The sequence below is a fragment of the Bradyrhizobium sp. 190 genome, assembly GCF_023073415.1.
Classification (GTDB): Bacteria; Pseudomonadota; Alphaproteobacteria; order Rhizobiales; family Xanthobacteraceae; genus Bradyrhizobium.
Genome location: NZ_JADPJL010000068.1, coordinates 81727 through 97803 on the forward strand (window position 1 = coordinate 81727; position 16077 = coordinate 97803).

General features: G+C 62.7%; 13 protein-coding genes. 6 read left to right on the forward strand and 7 right to left on the reverse strand.

Translation table 11 applies throughout. The features are described 5' to 3' along the window. Positions 1 to 70: 70 nt before the first annotated feature. The 5 genes from ilvD to IVB22_RS35505 form a co-directional block, all read right to left on the reverse strand. On the reverse strand, positions 71 to 1915 hold the full coding sequence (gene ilvD, locus IVB22_RS35485; RefSeq protein WP_247521782.1) for a dihydroxy-acid dehydratase: 1845 nt from the start codon (positions 1913 to 1915) through the stop codon (positions 71 to 73). 338 nt (positions 1916 to 2253) lie between these two features. Continuing rightward, positions 2254 to 3447 carry a CaiB/BaiF CoA-transferase family protein gene (locus IVB22_RS35490; protein WP_247521783.1) on the reverse strand — a complete coding sequence of 398 codons (1194 nt, stop codon included), beginning with the start codon at positions 3445 to 3447 and terminating at the stop codon, positions 2254 to 2256. 174 nt (positions 3448 to 3621) lie between these two features. Further along, a complete protein-coding gene (locus IVB22_RS35495; protein WP_247521784.1) occupies positions 3622 to 4551 on the reverse strand; it encodes a glycine/sarcosine/betaine reductase selenoprotein B family protein in 930 nt (309 codons plus the stop codon). A gap of 886 nt (positions 4552 to 5437) precedes the next feature. Next, the gene (locus tag IVB22_RS35500; protein WP_247521785.1) at positions 5438 to 5767 is read right to left on the reverse strand and encodes a helix-turn-helix domain-containing protein; all 330 of its coding nucleotides are present in this window, start codon (positions 5765 to 5767) and stop codon (positions 5438 to 5440) included. Positions 5768 to 5873: 106 nt separating this feature from the next. Beyond that, a complete protein-coding gene (locus IVB22_RS35505) occupies positions 5874 to 7667 on the reverse strand; it encodes a potassium/proton antiporter (RefSeq protein ID WP_247521786.1) in 1794 nt (597 codons plus the stop codon). Positions 7668 to 7897: 230 nt separating this feature from the next. Between IVB22_RS35505 and IVB22_RS35510 the strand changes: the two genes are divergently transcribed. From IVB22_RS35510 to radC, 5 genes are all read left to right on the forward strand, one after another. Next, positions 7898 to 9214 carry a mechanosensitive ion channel family protein gene (locus IVB22_RS35510; protein WP_247521787.1) on the forward strand — a complete coding sequence of 439 codons (1317 nt, stop codon included), beginning with the start codon at positions 7898 to 7900 and terminating at the stop codon, positions 9212 to 9214. A gap of 214 nt (positions 9215 to 9428) precedes the next feature. Then, the gene (map, locus tag IVB22_RS35515; RefSeq protein WP_247521788.1) at positions 9429 to 10253 is read left to right on the forward strand and encodes a type I methionyl aminopeptidase; all 825 of its coding nucleotides are present in this window, start codon (positions 9429 to 9431) and stop codon (positions 10251 to 10253) included. Positions 10254 to 10293: 40 nt separating this feature from the next. Next, complete coding sequence (locus IVB22_RS35520; protein ID WP_247521789.1) at positions 10294 to 11253, forward strand: SMP-30/gluconolactonase/LRE family protein; 960 nt, start codon at positions 10294 to 10296, stop codon at positions 11251 to 11253. Positions 11254 to 11487: 234 nt separating this feature from the next. Continuing rightward, complete coding sequence (locus tag IVB22_RS35525) at positions 11488 to 12447, forward strand: MBL fold metallo-hydrolase (RefSeq protein ID WP_247521790.1); 960 nt, start codon at positions 11488 to 11490, stop codon at positions 12445 to 12447. Between the two features lie 115 nt (positions 12448 to 12562). Next, the gene (gene radC / locus IVB22_RS35530; RefSeq protein WP_247521791.1) at positions 12563 to 13276 is read left to right on the forward strand and encodes a DNA repair protein RadC; all 714 of its coding nucleotides are present in this window, start codon (positions 12563 to 12565) and stop codon (positions 13274 to 13276) included. Positions 13277 to 13371: 95 nt separating this feature from the next. Here the strand turns inward: radC and IVB22_RS35535 are convergent, their stop codons facing one another. After that, positions 13372 to 14046: an IclR family transcriptional regulator C-terminal domain-containing protein gene (locus IVB22_RS35535; protein ID WP_247521792.1), complete on the reverse strand. Its 675-nt coding sequence runs from the start codon at positions 14044 to 14046 to the stop codon at positions 13372 to 13374. A gap of 67 nt (positions 14047 to 14113) precedes the next feature. Here IVB22_RS35535 and IVB22_RS35540 point away from each other — a divergent pair, with 67 nt between their 5' ends. Next, positions 14114 to 15106, forward strand: coding sequence for a tripartite tricarboxylate transporter substrate binding protein (locus tag IVB22_RS35540; RefSeq protein WP_247521793.1), 993 nt, complete (start codon positions 14114 to 14116; stop codon positions 15104 to 15106). 60 nt (positions 15107 to 15166) lie between these two features. On the opposite strand, the gene IVB22_RS35545 is transcribed toward IVB22_RS35540, so the two are convergent. Then, entirely contained in the window at positions 15167 to 15835 is a 669-nt protein-coding gene (locus IVB22_RS35545) for a DUF1326 domain-containing protein (RefSeq protein ID WP_247521794.1), read from the reverse strand. Between the last annotated feature and the right edge of the window lie 242 nt (positions 15836 to 16077).

Consider the following 16077-nt stretch of genomic DNA (forward strand, 5'->3'; position numbering starts at 1 on the left):
CAATCCCGATGCGCGGAGACACGATGGGTTTCGCTTCGCTCTACCCATCCTACAAGTCTCACTACAAGTCTCACTCCGGAACGATCCGCACCGCGCCGCGGGCGGCGCTCGTCGTCAACGCGGCATAGGCCTTCAGTGCCATCGTCACCTTGCGGCTGCGCTTCTTGGCGGGCTTCCATGCGTCCGCGCCGCGGGCCAGCATGGCTTCGCGGCGCTTCGCCAGCGTGGCGTCATCGACCACGAGGCTGATCGAACGCGCGGGAATGTCGATCTTGATAAGATCGCCCTCTTCCACCAGGCCGATCAACCCGCCTTCGGCGGCTTCCGGCGAGAGATGTCCGATCGACAGGCCTGACGAGCCGCCGGAGAAGCGGCCATCGGTGACCAGTGCGCAGACTTTTCCGAGGCCCTTCGATTTAAGGTAGCTGGTCGGATACAGCATCTCCTGCATGCCGGGACCGCCGCGCGGGCCTTCATAGCGGACCACGACGACGTCGCCGGCCTTGATCTTGTTGCCCAGGATGCCTTCGACCGCGGCGTCCTGGCTTTCGAAGACCCGTGCCGGCCCCTCGAACTTCAAAATGCTCTCATCGACGCCAGCAGTCTTCACGATGCAGCCATCGAGCGCGATGTTACCCGACAGCACGGCAAGGCCGCCGTCCTTCGAATAGGCATGCTCGGCGTCGCGAACGCAGCCGGTGGCACGATCGGTATCGAGCTCCTCGAACCGGCGCTCCTGGCTGAACGCGACCTGCGTCGGCACGTTGCCCGGTGCGGCCATGAAGAATTTGCGGACGCTCTCGCTCTTGGTCTGCTTGATATCCCAGCGGCTCAGCGCATCCTCCAGCGTCTTGCTGTGAACCATCGGCAGACCGCGGTTGAGCAGACCCGCACGGTCGAGTTCGCCGAGGATGGCCATCACGCCACCGGCGCGATGGACGTCTTCCAGATGCACGTCCGCCACCGACGGCGCCACCTTGCATAGCACCGGCACGCGCCGCGACAGGCGGTCGATGTCCTGCATCGTGAACGGCACCTGGCCTTCATAGGCGGCCGCCAGCAGATGCAGCACGGTGTTAGTGGAGCCACCCATGGCGATGTCGAGCGTCATCGCGTTCTCGAACGCCTTGAAGTTCGCGATGTTGCGCGGGAGCGCGGTTTCATCGTCCTGCTCGTAGTAGCGCCGCGCCAGGTCGACGATCAGATGCCCGGCCTCGACGAACAACCCTTTGCGGTCGGCATGGGTCGCCAGCACCGAGCCGTTGCCCGGCAACGCCAACCCCAGCGCCTCGGTGAGGCAGTTCATCGAATTGGCCGTGAACATGCCCGAGCACGAGCCGCAGGTCGGACAGGCCGAGCGCTCGATCACTTCCACCTCGGCGTCGCTGACATTGCTGTCGGCGGCTGCGACCATGGCGTCGATCAGATCGACCGCGCGGAGCTTGCCCTTGATATTCACCTTACCGGATTCCATCGGCCCGCCCGAGACGAACACGGTCGGGATATTGATCCGCAACGCCGCCATCAGCATGCCGGGCGTGATCTTGTCGCAGTTCGAGATGCACACCATCGCGTCGGCGCAATGCGCATTGACCATGTATTCGACGCTGTCGGCGATGATCTCGCGCGACGGCAGGCTGTAGAGCATGCCGTCATGGCCCATGGCGATGCCATCGTCGACCGCGATGGTGTTGAACTCTTTCGCAACGCCGCCCGCCTTTTCGATCTCGCGCGCGACGAGTTGGCCGAGATCCTTCAGATGCACATGGCCGGGCACGAACTGGGTGAACGAATTGACCACGGCAATGATCGGCTTGCCAAAATCCTCGTTCTTCATGCCGGTGGCGCGCCAGAGGCCGCGGGCGCCCGCCATGTTGCGGCCGTGGGTCGTGGTTCGGGAGCGGTAGGCGGGCATGATCTGTCCTTATGGATCGGGAAAGGCGTCTTTTAGACGGTGAGCTCTGCTGATTAAAGCGTCTTGGCGCAGGGTCGCCATGCGCTGGTCAACCCAAAACGGGACAGGAACCGGACGTCCCCCGCCGCTAGTGCATGATGATTTTTGGTTAGATTTGGCAGCGGACGCGCTTCACCTCTCCCGCTTGCGGGGGAGGTCGGCGCGAAGCGCCGGGTGGGGGCTCTCTCCACTCGGGCAGTGTCACCCGCGGAGACACCCCCACCCCAGCCCTCCCCCGCAAGCGGGAGAGGGAGCCGCACCTTCTTCGTGGTCGCAATCGAACCTAATCCCATCAAGCTTTAGACGATCTCCCGCGCGCGCAGTTCCGCGATCGCCTTCGCGTCATAGCCGAGCGAGGCCAGCACCTCCTCGGTATGGGCGCTGAGCGCGGGCGCCATGCGGTCGAGCCTGCCGCCGCCATGGGCGAGCTGGAACCCGCTGCCGGCGAAGCGCAGGCGTCCATAGGGCGTATCGATCTCCTGAATGGCGCCGCGCGCAGCGATCTGCGGGTGATCGATCACCTCCTCGACCTTCCAGATGCTGGCGCAGGGCGCGCCCGCGGCCTCCAGCAGCTTCTCCCACTCGCGGGGATTCTTCTTTGCGAGCGCCTCCTCGATGATGGCCCGCAGCGCCGACTCGTTTTCCTGCCGGGCAAACCAATCGACGAAGCGCGGGTCCTCCAGCGCATCGGCTCGATCAAGCGCAGTCATCAGCGCGCGGTATTGTTTTTCGCTGTTGACGGCAAGCAGCAGATACCCGTCACCGGCCTTGAACAGATTGGCGGTAGGCCGGCGGCTCACCGCCTGATTGCCGGAGAGCTGCTGGCGATGGCCGGCGACCGAGTAGTCCGCGACCTGCCCGGACAGGAACGCCAGCGTCGCCTCGAGCATGGAGACATCGACCATTTGCCCCTTGCCGGTATGGGTGCGCTGGAACAGCGCGCTCGATACGCCGAAGGCTGCGGTCGAGCCCGACAACACGTCGCAAACCGCAAAGCCGGCGCGCGTCGGCCCGGTCTCGGCGTGGCCGGTGATCGACATGATGCCTGACAGCGCCTGGATCTTGCCGTCATAGCCGGCGCCCAGCCTCTCCGGGCCGGTCTGGCCAAAACCCGAAATGGCGCAATAGATCAGCCGCGGGTTGATCGCCGAAAGCTCAGCGTAGCCGATGCCGAGCTTGTCCATCACGCCGGGGCGGAAATTCTCCATCACCACGTCGGCTTGGGCGGCGAGCTGCTTGACGATAGCGATCGCCTCCGGCTTCGAGAGGTCGAGGGTGAGGCTGCGCTTGTTGCCGTTGATGGCCTGCCAGCCCGGCGCGAGGCCGCGCTCGGCCCATTCGCGGCTCAGCGGCGTGCGGCGCATGTCCTCGCCTTCGCGCCGCTCCACCTTGATGACGTCGGCCCCGAGCAGCGCGAGCTGGTAGCTCGCATAGGGACCAGCCAGCACCTGCGTGAAGTCGAGAATCTTCACGCCTTCGAACGGTCGGGTCAAATGGACGTCCTCCTAGTTTTATCTTTCCCCTCTCCCCTTGTGGGAGAGGGTGGACGCGATGCGAAGCATCGCGGACGGGTGAGGGGTTGTCTCCACGAATACCGAATGCGCGGTGAGATACCCCTCATCCGGCGCTTCGCACCACCTTCTCCCACAAGGGGAGAAGGAAGGGATTCACGCCGCCCGGTTGCCGCGCGCGATCTCCTTCTGCTTGTCGAACTCGGCGCGGCGGCGCGCGAGTTCTTCCGGGCTCATCTGCGCGATGTTGTTGTAGTCGAGCTTCCAGGAGGCATCCTCGCTCCAGCGCAGCGGCGACTGCATCGTGGTGCGGGAGCCTGCCGCGGACTCCAGCAGACGCAGCGTCAGTTCGAACGTCAGCGCCTGCGATTCCACGTCCTGCGGCTTGCCGGTGGAGTTGCCGAGCGGGAAATCCGAGAACAGGAAGCGCGGCGCGGCGGCATGTTCGACAATGTCCTTGGCGCAGCCCATGACGACGGTGGCGATTCCGTTGGCCTCGAGATGCCGCGCCACCAAAGCTGACGTCTGGTGGCAGACCGGACAGTTCGGCACGATCACGGCGACATCGACCTTGTCGGCCTGGCAGCGGGCGAGAATATCCGGCGCGTCGACATCGATGGTGACGCGGTGGCTGCGATTGGTCGGCGCACCGAAGAAGCGCGGCGCGACCTCGCCGATACGTCCCGAGGCGGCGGCTTTCAGAAGCTGCTGCAGTGGAAACCAGGTGCCGCTGTCGGTGGCCGTCGTGTGCTTGCGGTCGTAACCGATATGCGAGATCCGCAAATCGTGCTGCTTGGCGGTGTCGCCGTCATAGACCTGGTAGAACTTGGCGCTGCCGTTGTAAGCAGCTCCAGGACCCTGATCACCCTTGGTGGGATCATACTTCGCGGCGGTGGTAACGATGGTCACGCGCGACTTCGCGAGCGGCTTTTTCAGTGGCTGGAACGGCGCATCGACATAATGCGCCCAGCGGTAGGGCGTGGTGTAGCCGATCGCGGCGTAATAATCGCGGGTCCGCTGCATGTAGGGGACCGGGGAATCGTAGTCGGGCGCAAAGCCGAGCTGGTCGTCGAGGGGGCTGGACATTGTTGTGTCTCCTTGCGTTTCCACCGTCAGGTCATCGAGTGACCTTCGGCTAAGCTAATGATAGTCCGCCTATTCCTCAACCGTCGAAATAGTCACTCGAACCCCGCGACCGACGACCAAAGGTCGACTCAAATAGCCTCAACAAGCCCAGACGCACCTCTACGCTCGCAGGCGACGCGCGCCCCGAGCTGATGCGACGGCTCGTGTCCCTCGAAATAGCGAGGGCGCAGGGAAGACCGGGTGCGCGCTGCACCCGCGGTCTCGTGTGCAATGAGCACAAAGAAGTGCGCACACGAGCATACAGGTCCAGCGGAGAGCATCCGGCCTTCCCTGCGCAATGGTTTGACGGCTTATGCCGCGCTCTCCCCGGAGACGAATTCCTCTTGCCTCCGTCGCTGCCGGATTGACGGCCGATCGAACCCGGTTGGATTCGAACAACCTCCGCCAGCTTGACACCAGCCACGGGTGCCAGAACCACACGCTTTTGCCGTACGCAACAACGTCGCTCGTCCTGCGCGGATCGATCGCTCACAGCCCCAAGACAAAGCTCAAGACCGCCCTGCAATGCCTTGCGCGCGCAACGCCATCGCGTCCACCGCAACCCGCACTCCACGTATCGTGACGACGCGTACGCCCCTCTTCGATGAGGCGGGTTGGCGCGAAGATGGAGCTGATTTGGGAGAAATGAGAAGCGGAATATTTTTGCTGCGCAATCTGGACGACCCAAATCACTTTGAATCGGCAGGCGAAATTTGATTTTGCGCGCAGCGGGTTTGGCAGTGTTTTTGGAAGCGAGACCGTGCGACCGTGGGCCGAAACGCTCACTGATTTGCCCCGGAATTACGGTGCTGGAGTAATTGCCGACGCTGCTGCGTCCAGATCTTTCTCAGTCTGTCATCTCCAGCTCAAGCCGGGCGTCTTTCTTGGTTTTTGCTTCCGATATTTCGATACAGACTTTCTCACCCAAGGCATTGAGATAACCAAACAGACGGTCGTAGGTGTAACCGGCAAAATGCCCGCGCAAAAGTTTTGACACATCCGGTTGAGCTAGACCGAGCAGCGACGCGGCCTTGGCTTGGGTCAGGCCCTTTGATTTGATCCGAGCGGCAATGCGCAGGACAAGATCCGCCTTGATGGAGTGTTCGGCAGCATTAGGAAGACCGATATCCGCGAACACGTTGCCGTTGCTCTTTGTGACTCTGAATTTCTTTTTCATTCTGGGGCGCCTTTTTCATTGTCGGTGAATGGCGGATTGCGCCTTCCGCCTTCGCTCTGCGAGCTACGGCGGACAAGTCGGCTCCAATCCGCCCTACGCACTTAATTCAGACCCCCGCCACCGACGACCAGATCTCCGCGAGCTTGCGCCTGGCCTTCTGCGTGCGCGTCAAAGGCACGGCCTCTTCCTCATCCTCGGGCAGCCGCAGGCCGACCACGTTAACCCGCCCGCCACTGATGCTGCGCGCGACCAGCACAATGGGATCCAGCACGAGCTCGGCGCCTTCCTTGGGCGCATGGTCGAGATGAATGTCGAAATAATCCGACAGCGTCAGACTAGCCTGCTCGTCTCCGGCCGACACGCCGTAGATCTGGGCCAGTTCACCGAGCGTGTGTTCGCCCGATACCATGAAATCGCCGAGCAGATGCGGGTCGGGCGCCGAGCTTGGTGGCATGTCGACGAAGAAGCGATCCAGCGCCTCGGCCTTTTCCGGCGGCGCCAGCAGATAGAGGTAATCTCCGGCCGCGACCGGCTCGGCCTCGACGGGCGAGAGGATTCGCTCGTCGCGGATCACCAGCGTCGGCTTCGACCAGGATGGAAGCAGGCCACGCCGGAAGTATAGACTTCTCGGCCGCACCGGATAGCCGACCAGTTGCTGTTCGAGCTGGCCCGGCAGATCGAGCTCGACACGCCGCGGGCCGCGGTCGACGCGCGGCAGCGCCACATGCAGCCACCGCGCCGCCGGCCCCAGCGTCCAGCCCTGCAGCAGCAGCGAGATGACGACCACGACAAAGGCGACGTCGAAATAGAGATAGGCTTTGGACAGCCCGACCAGCATCGGGATCGACGCGAGAAAGATCGCGACCGCCCCGCGTAGCCCGGTCCATGCGATGAAGACCTTTTCCCGCCAGTTGAACCGGAACGGCGCCAGGCACAGCAGCACCGCGAGCGGCCGCGCCACGAGCATCAGCACCAGCGCCACGATCACGGAGGGACCCACGCTGTCCAGAAGGCGCTGCGGCGACGCCAGAAGGCCCAGCAGAACGAACATCACGATCTGCGCCAGCCAGGTCGCGGCGTCGAGAAACGTCACCACCGAATTATGCGCGCGCGTCGGCCGGTTGCCGATGATGATGCCGGCGAGATAGACCGCGAGAAATCCCGAGGCGTGCGAAATCTGCGCCACGCCGAAGATCACGAGCGCAGCGGTCGCGACAAAGGGCGCATGCAAGCCTTGCGGCAGCGCCATGCGATTGAGCGCCACCACCACCAGACGGCCACCGATCACGCCGACGACGGCGCCGAGCACGCCTTCGCGCACAAGCTGCAGTACAACTTGCAGAGGCGAGCTTTCACCGAGTGAAATGAATTTGACCAGCATCAGCGTGAGAAAGATCGCGAACGGGTCGTTGGTGCCGGATTCGGCTTCCAGGGTTGCGCCGACACGGGGACGCAGGCGCAGGCCCTGCGTGTGAACGAGCAGGAACACCGCCGCCGCGTCCGTCGACGCCACGACGGCCCCCACCAGAAGCGACTCGGTCCAGTTCAGATCGAGGGCGTATTTGGCGGCTGGCGCGGCGACCAGCGCGGTGACCAGCACACCGATCGTCGCCAGCACCATCGATGGCGCCAGCACTATACGGATGCTTTGAAACTTGGTCCGCAGGCCGCCGTCGAACAGGATCAGCGCCAGCGCCACCGATCCCACCAGGTAGGTGGTGCGGACGTCATCGAAGCTGAGCTGGCCCGGCCCGGCATCGCCCGCCAGCATGCCGATCAGGAGGAACACCAGCAGCAGCGGCGCCCCGAAGCGCAGCGCGAGCAGGCTCGACAGGATGCCCGCCATCACCAGAACGGCGCCCAGAAAGATGGCGATGCTGACCGAGTCGAGAGAAGCCATGTACCTCCGCAGTAACCTCTACAAAATCTTGGCAAATACTTGCAATTGCATCCTTATCGTTGCCACAGTTGAACGCCAACCCATTTCTGCGGTAGCGGCAATGTGCCCGGTTTTAGGGGCTTAATTGACTTCGCCGGCCCATGTATCGATGGCCCGCCCGCCCTGTTTGTGGAAATCTGCCCACCGTTCGAATCAAATTTGCCTGCTCTGCGCCCGACGAGATTTTGCCGATGGACATGGCCCCGAAAGAGATCATTGAGTTTCTGCAATCGACCGCGCGATCGGTCGGTGCAGAGATCACCTCGCCATGGTTCTATTTGCAGTTTGGGCTGATCCTGGCCGCCGCCGGCATCGCCTATGCGGCGGATGCAGCGATCCGCGCGCGGGTCGACATGACCTCGCTGGCGATGCGCTGGCCGCTGCCGCTGCGGCATTTCGCCCGCGTGCTGGTTGGTAGCGCGTCGACCGCGGTGTTTGCGGTCCTCGTGATCGCGGAGCGCATCGCGATGTACCACATGACGTGGCCAAGCCGCAGTTACCTGCTGATGGTCGCCGCCAAGCTGGCGCTGGCGTGGCTCGTGATCCGGCTGGTGACCTCGGTGATCCGCAACACCTTCATCGTCAAGCTGGTATCGGTAACGGCATGGTTCATCGCCGCGCTGAGCATCCTCGGCCAGCTCGATCCGGCGGCGGAAACGCTCGACTCGTTTGCGATCGAGATCGGAGGCTTGCGGCTGACGCCGCTGCTTTTGATCAAGGCCGGCGCACTGTTGATCGCCGCGCTGTGGCTGACCAACATCGCCAGCAACTTCATCGAAAGCAAGATTACCCGCGCCAGCGACCTGACGCCGTCGGTCCAGGTGCTGCTGGTCAAGATCATCCGCATCGGTTTGATGGTGGTGGCGATCGCGATCGCGCTCGGTACCGTCGGTATCAACCTTTCGGCGCTCGCGGTCTTTACTGGTGCGGCCGGCGTCGGCATTGGTCTGGGCCTGCAGAAGATCGTCGCCAATTTCATCTCGGGCATCATCCTGCTGGCGGACAAATCGGTGAAACCCGGCGACCTCGTCACCATCGGCGACAGTTCGGGCCGCATCAGCGCGATGAAGACGCGCTACATCTCGGTCGCCGCCGGCGACGGCCGCGAGTTCCTGATCCCGAACGAGGATCTGGTGACGCAGAAGGTCGTCAACTGGACCTATACCGACAAGAACACGCTGGTGAAGGTGCTGTTCAGCACCAATTACGACGCCGATCCGCGGGCGGTGTGCAAGCTGGCCATCGACATTGCCGGCGCCGTGCCGCGCGCGATCAAGAACAAGCCCCCGAACTGCATCCTGACCGAATTCGCAGAGGCCGGGATGAAGTTCTCCCTGACCTTCTGGTTGCCCGATCCGGACGGCCTGGACAACGTCAAGAGCGAGGTGATGCTGGCGCTGTGGGACGCCTTCAAGCGCGAGGGTATCCGTGTTCCCTATCCGGTGCGCGAAATCCGCGTCCGCGGCGGCGCGCTGCCGGTCGAACAGGTGGTGGAAGTTTCCGGCTAGAGTCCCGTTCCGATTCAATCGGAACGGGGCTCTAGGTTTTTGATTTGACGCGTTTTCTTAACGCGAACCGGTCCCCACTTCGCTGGAAAACGCTCTGGATGCAAGTCTTTTTAGCGCCTCCAGAACCCCAACCTCGGCTTGCCGCAGACCGCTCCGATCACTAAATTAGACCATTAAATCAACCATTCCCGTTCCTCCGAAGCATGACCCGCCCATGAGCTATATTGAAGCGTCAGACACCTCGTTGCGAAAAACCGGCCAGATCAAACTGCATGGCGCAAGCGGGTTCGCCGGCATGCGCAAGGCGGGCGCGCTGGTCGCAAGGTGCCTCGACGAGCTCACCGACATCGTCAAGGCGGGCGTCCCGACATCACGGATCGACGAATTCGTCCGCGACTTCGCCTTCAGCCATGGCGCCTATCCGGCGACGCTGATGTATCGCGGTTACCGTTACTCGACCTGCACCTCGATCAATCACGTGGTTTGCCACGGCATGCCCGGCGATCGCGCGCTGAAGGAAGGCGACATCGTCAATATCGACGTCACCTTCATTGTCGATGGCTGGTACGGCGATTCCAGCCGCATGTATGTGATCGGCCCGATCGCCCGCAAGGCGGAGCGGCTGATCGAGGTCACCTATGAGGCCATGATGCGCGGCATCGCCGCGGTGAAGCCTAGCGCCACCACCGGCGACATCGGCCACGCCATCCAGAGTTTTGTCGAGCCGCAGGGCATGAGCGTGGTGCGCGATTTCTGCGGCCACGGGCTCGGGCGCATGTTCCACGATGAGCCGAACATCATCCATATCGGCCGACCCGGCGAAGGCGTGATGCTGAAGCCCGGCATGTTCTTCACCATCGAGCCGATGATCAATCTCGGCAAGCCGCATGTAAAAATCCTGTCCGACGGCTGGACCGCGGTGACGCGCGACCGTTCGCTGTCGGCGCAGTTCGAGCATTCGGTCGGCGTGACCGCGACCGGCGTCGAGATTTTTACGCTATCGCAGCGCAACGGCGAGAAGCCGCTGGCTGGGACATAGTTGGGCCGGCGCCTAACCCTCCCCGCGCAGGGAGCTGATGATGGCGACGGTGGAACGGGGCTCTCAAGCGCAACTTGTTGCGACTTATCTCGTTGCATGTGCCGTTTTCTTCGCAGGCCAGAGCAACGCGGCCGAGGATACCCTGTTCGCAAGCAAGAGGATCACGCCGCAGGGCGAATACACTGCCGGCATCGAAGGTCCCGCGGTCGACGCATCAGGCAACCTTTACGTTGTCAATTTTCAACAGAGCGGCAACATCGGCAAGCTGGCGCCCGGCGCCTCGCAATCCGAGCTCTTCACATCGCTTCCTGCAGGCAGCATCGGTAACGGCATTCGTTTCGATCGGCAGGGGCGGATGTACGTCGCTGATTTTAGGAAGCACAATGTCTGGGTCATCGCATCAGGCGAGACCACGCCGCGCGTCTACTTTCATTCCGATCGGTTCAATCAGCCAAACGACCTGGCGATCGCGGCGGACGGCACGCTCTATGCCAGCGACCCGCGATTTGCATCGCCCTCGGGCGGCCAGATCTGGCGCATTACCCGCGGCCCCGACGGCAAGGGTCAGGGTGAAGTGATGTCCAGTACAAGGCGCCTCGGCGTGACCAACGGGATCGATCTGAGCCCGGACGGCGCCACGCTTTACGTGAGCGAGTCGAATTCGCGGCAGGTCTGGGCCTATCGCCTCGGCGGCAGCAAGCTGCTCGAGCCGCGGCTGGTCAGGGGTTTTGCGGATTTCGAGGTCGACGGCCTGCGCACCGACGTCGATGGCCGGATTTATCTCGCGCGGCTTTCGGCCGGCAAGATCGCCATTATCGCGGCCAATGGATCGCTCGAACGCGAGGTACCCCTGAGCGGAAAGCAGCCGACCAACCTCACCTTTGGCGGTCCTGACGGCAGAACCGTGTTCGTGACCCAGAAGGAAGGCCGTTTCATCGAGGCTTTCCGCGTGGACCGTCCCGGTCGCGAGCCGTGCCTGCAGGCGCCCGGTATGTGCTGAAAACGCGGACAGCCGCCGCTAGCGTAACCCGGGGATCCAACACGTGGACAGGCCGGCCCCGGATTGCGCTTGGCTCCATCCGGGCTACGAAACTCCCTCCACACTGGGCAACCGCCTGTCATTGAGCCGGAATCGCACCGGAATATCCCGGGTAGTGCGGGGTAGCATCTAGCGTGAGCCCTTCGGAACAGAAGGGCCCGGCGGGCTAGGGATCAACCAAAGGGAGCAAGCGCAATGTTCGAGATTTCACGTCGCGATCTGGTCCTCGGGAGCGTGGGGGCAGCACTCGTTTTCGGCCTCAAGGGGCCGGTTTCATTCATCGGCGCGGCGCATGCGCAGCGTGCCGCGGACAGCCTCAAATACAAGGTCGGCGAGATCGAGGTCTTCAGCCTGCATGACGGCAGCATCGAGCGTGCGGTCACCGAGGGCATGGTCAAGAACGCCTCGCTCGACGACGTCAAGAAGGCGCTTACCGCTGCAGGCATCGGGCCCGACAAGATCGACAACCCCTTCACCGTCACGGCGGTCAGGACCGGCGGCAAGGTCGTGCTGTTCGACACCGGTTTTGGCGGCAACGGCCCGGCAACTGTCGGCAAGCTCGCCGACAACATGAAGGCGGCCGGCCTCGATCCGGCGACGGTTTCCACCGTCGTGATCTCGCATTTCCATCCCGATCACATTTCGGGCCTGTGGGTGAAGGAGACCAGCGCACAGGTGTTCCCGAACGCGGAAATCATGATGCCTGAGGTGGAGTTCAAGTTCGCGACTGATCCGGCGCTTGTGGAGAAGGTGCCGGAGGCCAACCGTCCGTTCATCAAGCGGATTCAGGCGACCTTCCCGACCTGGAAGAACGTCAAGCAATACAATGATGGCGCCGACCTCGCGCCTGGCGTCAAGGCCATCGCCACACCGGGCCACACCGTCGGACACATGTCCTTCCTGGTGGCGTCGGGCGGACAGCAACTCTTCATCCAGAGCGACGTCACCGGCATCCATCAGCTATACGTGCGGAATCCCGGCTGGTTCTCGTCGTTCGACGCCGACGGGCCTAAGGCGGAAGCCACGCGGCGCGCGTTCTTCGATCGCGTCATCGCCGAAAAGGGCATGATCGCCGGCTATCATTTCGGCTTCCCGAACGTCGGCACGCTCTCGAAGGACGGCAACGGTTATGCGTTCGCGGCCGTGAAGGCCTGACCGCGCGCAACTTTTGAAACGATCCGAAGGCGCCGCACCGTGTGCGGCGCCTTTTCGTTAGACGCTCCCGCACTTTAGAGTTGCAAAAGCTCGCCGGCACGGCATGGTTACCGCGATGCCAGCCAAGACCAGCACTCCCCCGGATCAATCCACCGAGACGCCGCATTATCACGGCCATCGCGAACGCTTGCGCGAGCGCTTCTATACGGCCGGGCCGGAAGCGCTGAGCGATTACGAATTGCTGGAGATGGCGCTATTCCCGGCCCTGCCCCGGCGCGACACCAAGCCGCTGGCGAAAGCGCTGTTGAAAAAATTCGGCTCGTTCGCCGAAGTCATTTACGCGCCGGTCGCCCGCCTGCGCGAGGTCGACGGTATCGGCGAGGCCTCGATCAACCAGATCAAATTGCTCGCGGCCGCCGCGAGCCGGGTGGCGAAGGGCGAAATAAAGCGCAAGGTTGCGCTGTCGTCCTGGAACGACGTGATCGACTATTGTCGCAGCGGCATGGCGTTTGCCGACAAGGAGCAGTTTCGCCTGCTGTTCCTCGACAAGCGCAACCAGTTGCTCGCGGACGAAATCCAGCAAACCGGCACCGTCGACCACACGCCGGTCTATCCGCGCGAGGTGATCAAGCGGGCGCTCGAACTATCGGCGACCGCATTGATCCTGGTGCACAACCACCCCTCCGGCGATCCCACGCCATCGCAGGCGGATATCCAAATGACGAAAGCGATTGTCCAGATCGCCACGCCGCTCGGCATTTCCGTGCACGACCACATCATCGTCGGCAAGAACGGGCATGCGAGTTTGAAGGGGTTGAAGCTGATCTAGCAAGTCAGCTTTCAGGCGCAAAGCCGACGTGCACCGGAAGCGCCGCCCTTTAACCCCAAGCCGACTCGCCATCAACCATAGACGTTGGGAATTAGCTACCTTGCCGGTCTCTGCAGCGAGCCCACGATCTCGCGCGCGGCCTCCTGCAGGTCGGCAAGGTGCCGGGCGGCGAATTCCTCTACCGTGAACGCCGTCCTGATCCAGCGAAAATTGATCGAGCCGTGAACACGCCTGCCGTCGAACAGCGCCACGGCAATTGCGGCTGCCCCATCATCAACCGGGGTTTCTCCGTATCGACCCGCCACGTAGCTTGGGTCACGTGTGGCGTAACCCCGGCGCCGCACCTCACTGAGAACTCGCTCGAGCTTCTTCGGGTCGCGCGCGAGCCAATCCTCCGGGTTGTTGGATTTCCGGAGTGTGCGCAAAGTTGCCTCCCGTTCCTTCTCCGGGCACCACGCGAGATAAGCGCGCCCGACGCCCGTCATCAGCCACCCCACCCGGCCACCAACCCGGCTGTGCAGCCCTGGGAGCACGAACGGACTGTGCGGAAAATTCGTCTCGCGTCTTTCCATGCAGCCGCCGGCCGGCACGAACAGATCGGACGGCCACTTCACCTTCTGACACAACCGGGCCAGAACGGGTGCCGCAGCCTCGGCAACGCGGTCGTACCGGTCCTGCTTTCGCACCACGTCCGTGAAGACGCTCAGCCCGGAATGCAGCGTTCCGCTTAGCGGAATCACCCCCGATTTCTGTGGTTTCTTACGCAACACAGCCCGATCCTTCGCGAGCGGGACATCCAAGGCGGCACGATGCTGTGCACCTACGAGGAGGGTGAGAATGGCAACGCAAACATTTCGTGGAATCTATTGGTGGGGGCGCCTCCTGCTGGCAGTGAGCCTGGGAGCAATGGCCCAACCGGCGGTCGCGCAATCCTACCCGTCCGGCATGATCCGCATCGTCGTCGGAGGCGGCGCGGGCGCGCCGCCGGACATCATCACGCGCATCATCGCCAACGAGCTTGGGCAGAGCGAAGGCTGGCGGATTGTCGTCGAGAACAAGCCTGGGGCCATCGGGACGCTTGCAGCCGGCGAGGTCCTCAAGCAACCGGCGGACGGATATTCCATCCTGGCCTTCACATTGGGCGCCTCGGCATCTCCCGCACTCCTGTCGAACATAGCTTTTCGTCATGACACCGATTTTGCTCCGGTAATCAAGGTCATGACCGCGCATCACGTTCTGGTTGCCAATCCGTCAGTATCCGCCAAGTCGATGGCGGAGCTTGTCGCCTTGCTGAAAAGCCAGCCCGACAAGCTCACATTCTCATCAGGCGGGATGGGCACGCCAGCCCATCTCGCAGGCGAACAGTTCAGGCTTCAGACCGGGGTGCGCGCGACCCACGTCCCCTACCGGGCCCTGCCGCAGGCGATCGGGGATCTCGTCAACGGCACTAACCACTATCAGTTCATCACGCCTCTGCCTGTTCTCGATCTGATTGCCTCCGGCAAGCTCCGGGCGCTCGCCGTCACGGCGCCAACGCGCATGGCAGCCCTGAAGGACGTTCCCACCGTCGTCGAGGAGGGATTCCCGGAGCTCATTATCGCGGACTGGCTCGGTTTCGTGGTGAAGAGCGGCACACCAGACGCCATCATCGGCAAGCTGAACGAGGCAATCAACAAGGCCTTGGCGAAGGCGAGCGTGCGCGAGGCGTTCGCGAAGATCGCGGCGGAGCCCGCCGGCGGCACGCCCGGCGAGTTCGGCGCGCATATCAAGTCGCAGATCGCGCACTGGAGCAAGGTCGTGAAGGACGCGGGGATCAAGATGCCCGAGTGACTGTCGAACAGGTAGCGAGAGCCAAACCCATGCTCAGATGCAAAGCCGCGGAAGGCGGGGTCATGTGCCAAGCCATGCCGTGAGCCTTGATCTTTGTCTGACCAAACCATCCTGATTGAAGTGGTGAACGCAAAAGTGCGCCCATGAATCCTCGTACGCCATTTCCATCTCACCCGTGACCGATGTGGTACCCAGCCCGATTTCTGCGTAGGTAAACTCGAAACTGCCGCTGGGGCGCGCCAGCGCAATGTGGAATGGTTGACCAGTAAACTCGTTGATCTTCGGCCTGCCGGTGCTCCGCATGACGCCGGGTATCTCTACCCTTGCAGTTCTGAGCTCCAGGTCCGCATCGAGGTCAATCGGCAGGAACAACGTCTCGCAAAATTCCGAGCACGTGGACGCGAAGACGGCGAAAAGATTGCTCAATGGTTCGCATGCCTCGCCTGAGATGATCGTTTCAAGGGCGATCCGTTGAGCTTCATCTGCACGCTCGTCGATAACGATCTGGCGCCGGCCGTTTCCGTCCTTGATTTCACCAGGCCACTTGTACAGCGCCGCCCAGTTCAGGCCTGAGAGCGGGGTATCGTCGAAGTGACCTTCAACGATGGTGCCGACGAAGGCCGACTGACAATAGCCATGGGTGCTCGGCAGGTTGAACTGGCAACCACAATTCATGGCGCAATTGCAGTTATCGTAAGTCTCGCTCTTGAACAGCCATTGATCAGCCATCTCACTGCGCCTCCCCTCGCTTGTGGTTGACGCCATGATTCCGCAAGCAAGCGAGTGTCGCCCCGAGCCTTCAGTCTGGAACCGGGGGTTTACGCTGTAGTGTTCACACCCCGTTTGCCCCGGAAGTTTAGCGGCGTTGACCCGCAACTGAAACCGGATGCTTGGATTTCCGGTTGTGGCCCATTGACGCCCCCGGCGACACCCGGTTCCGTCCACGATCACATCATCGTTGGCAAGAACGG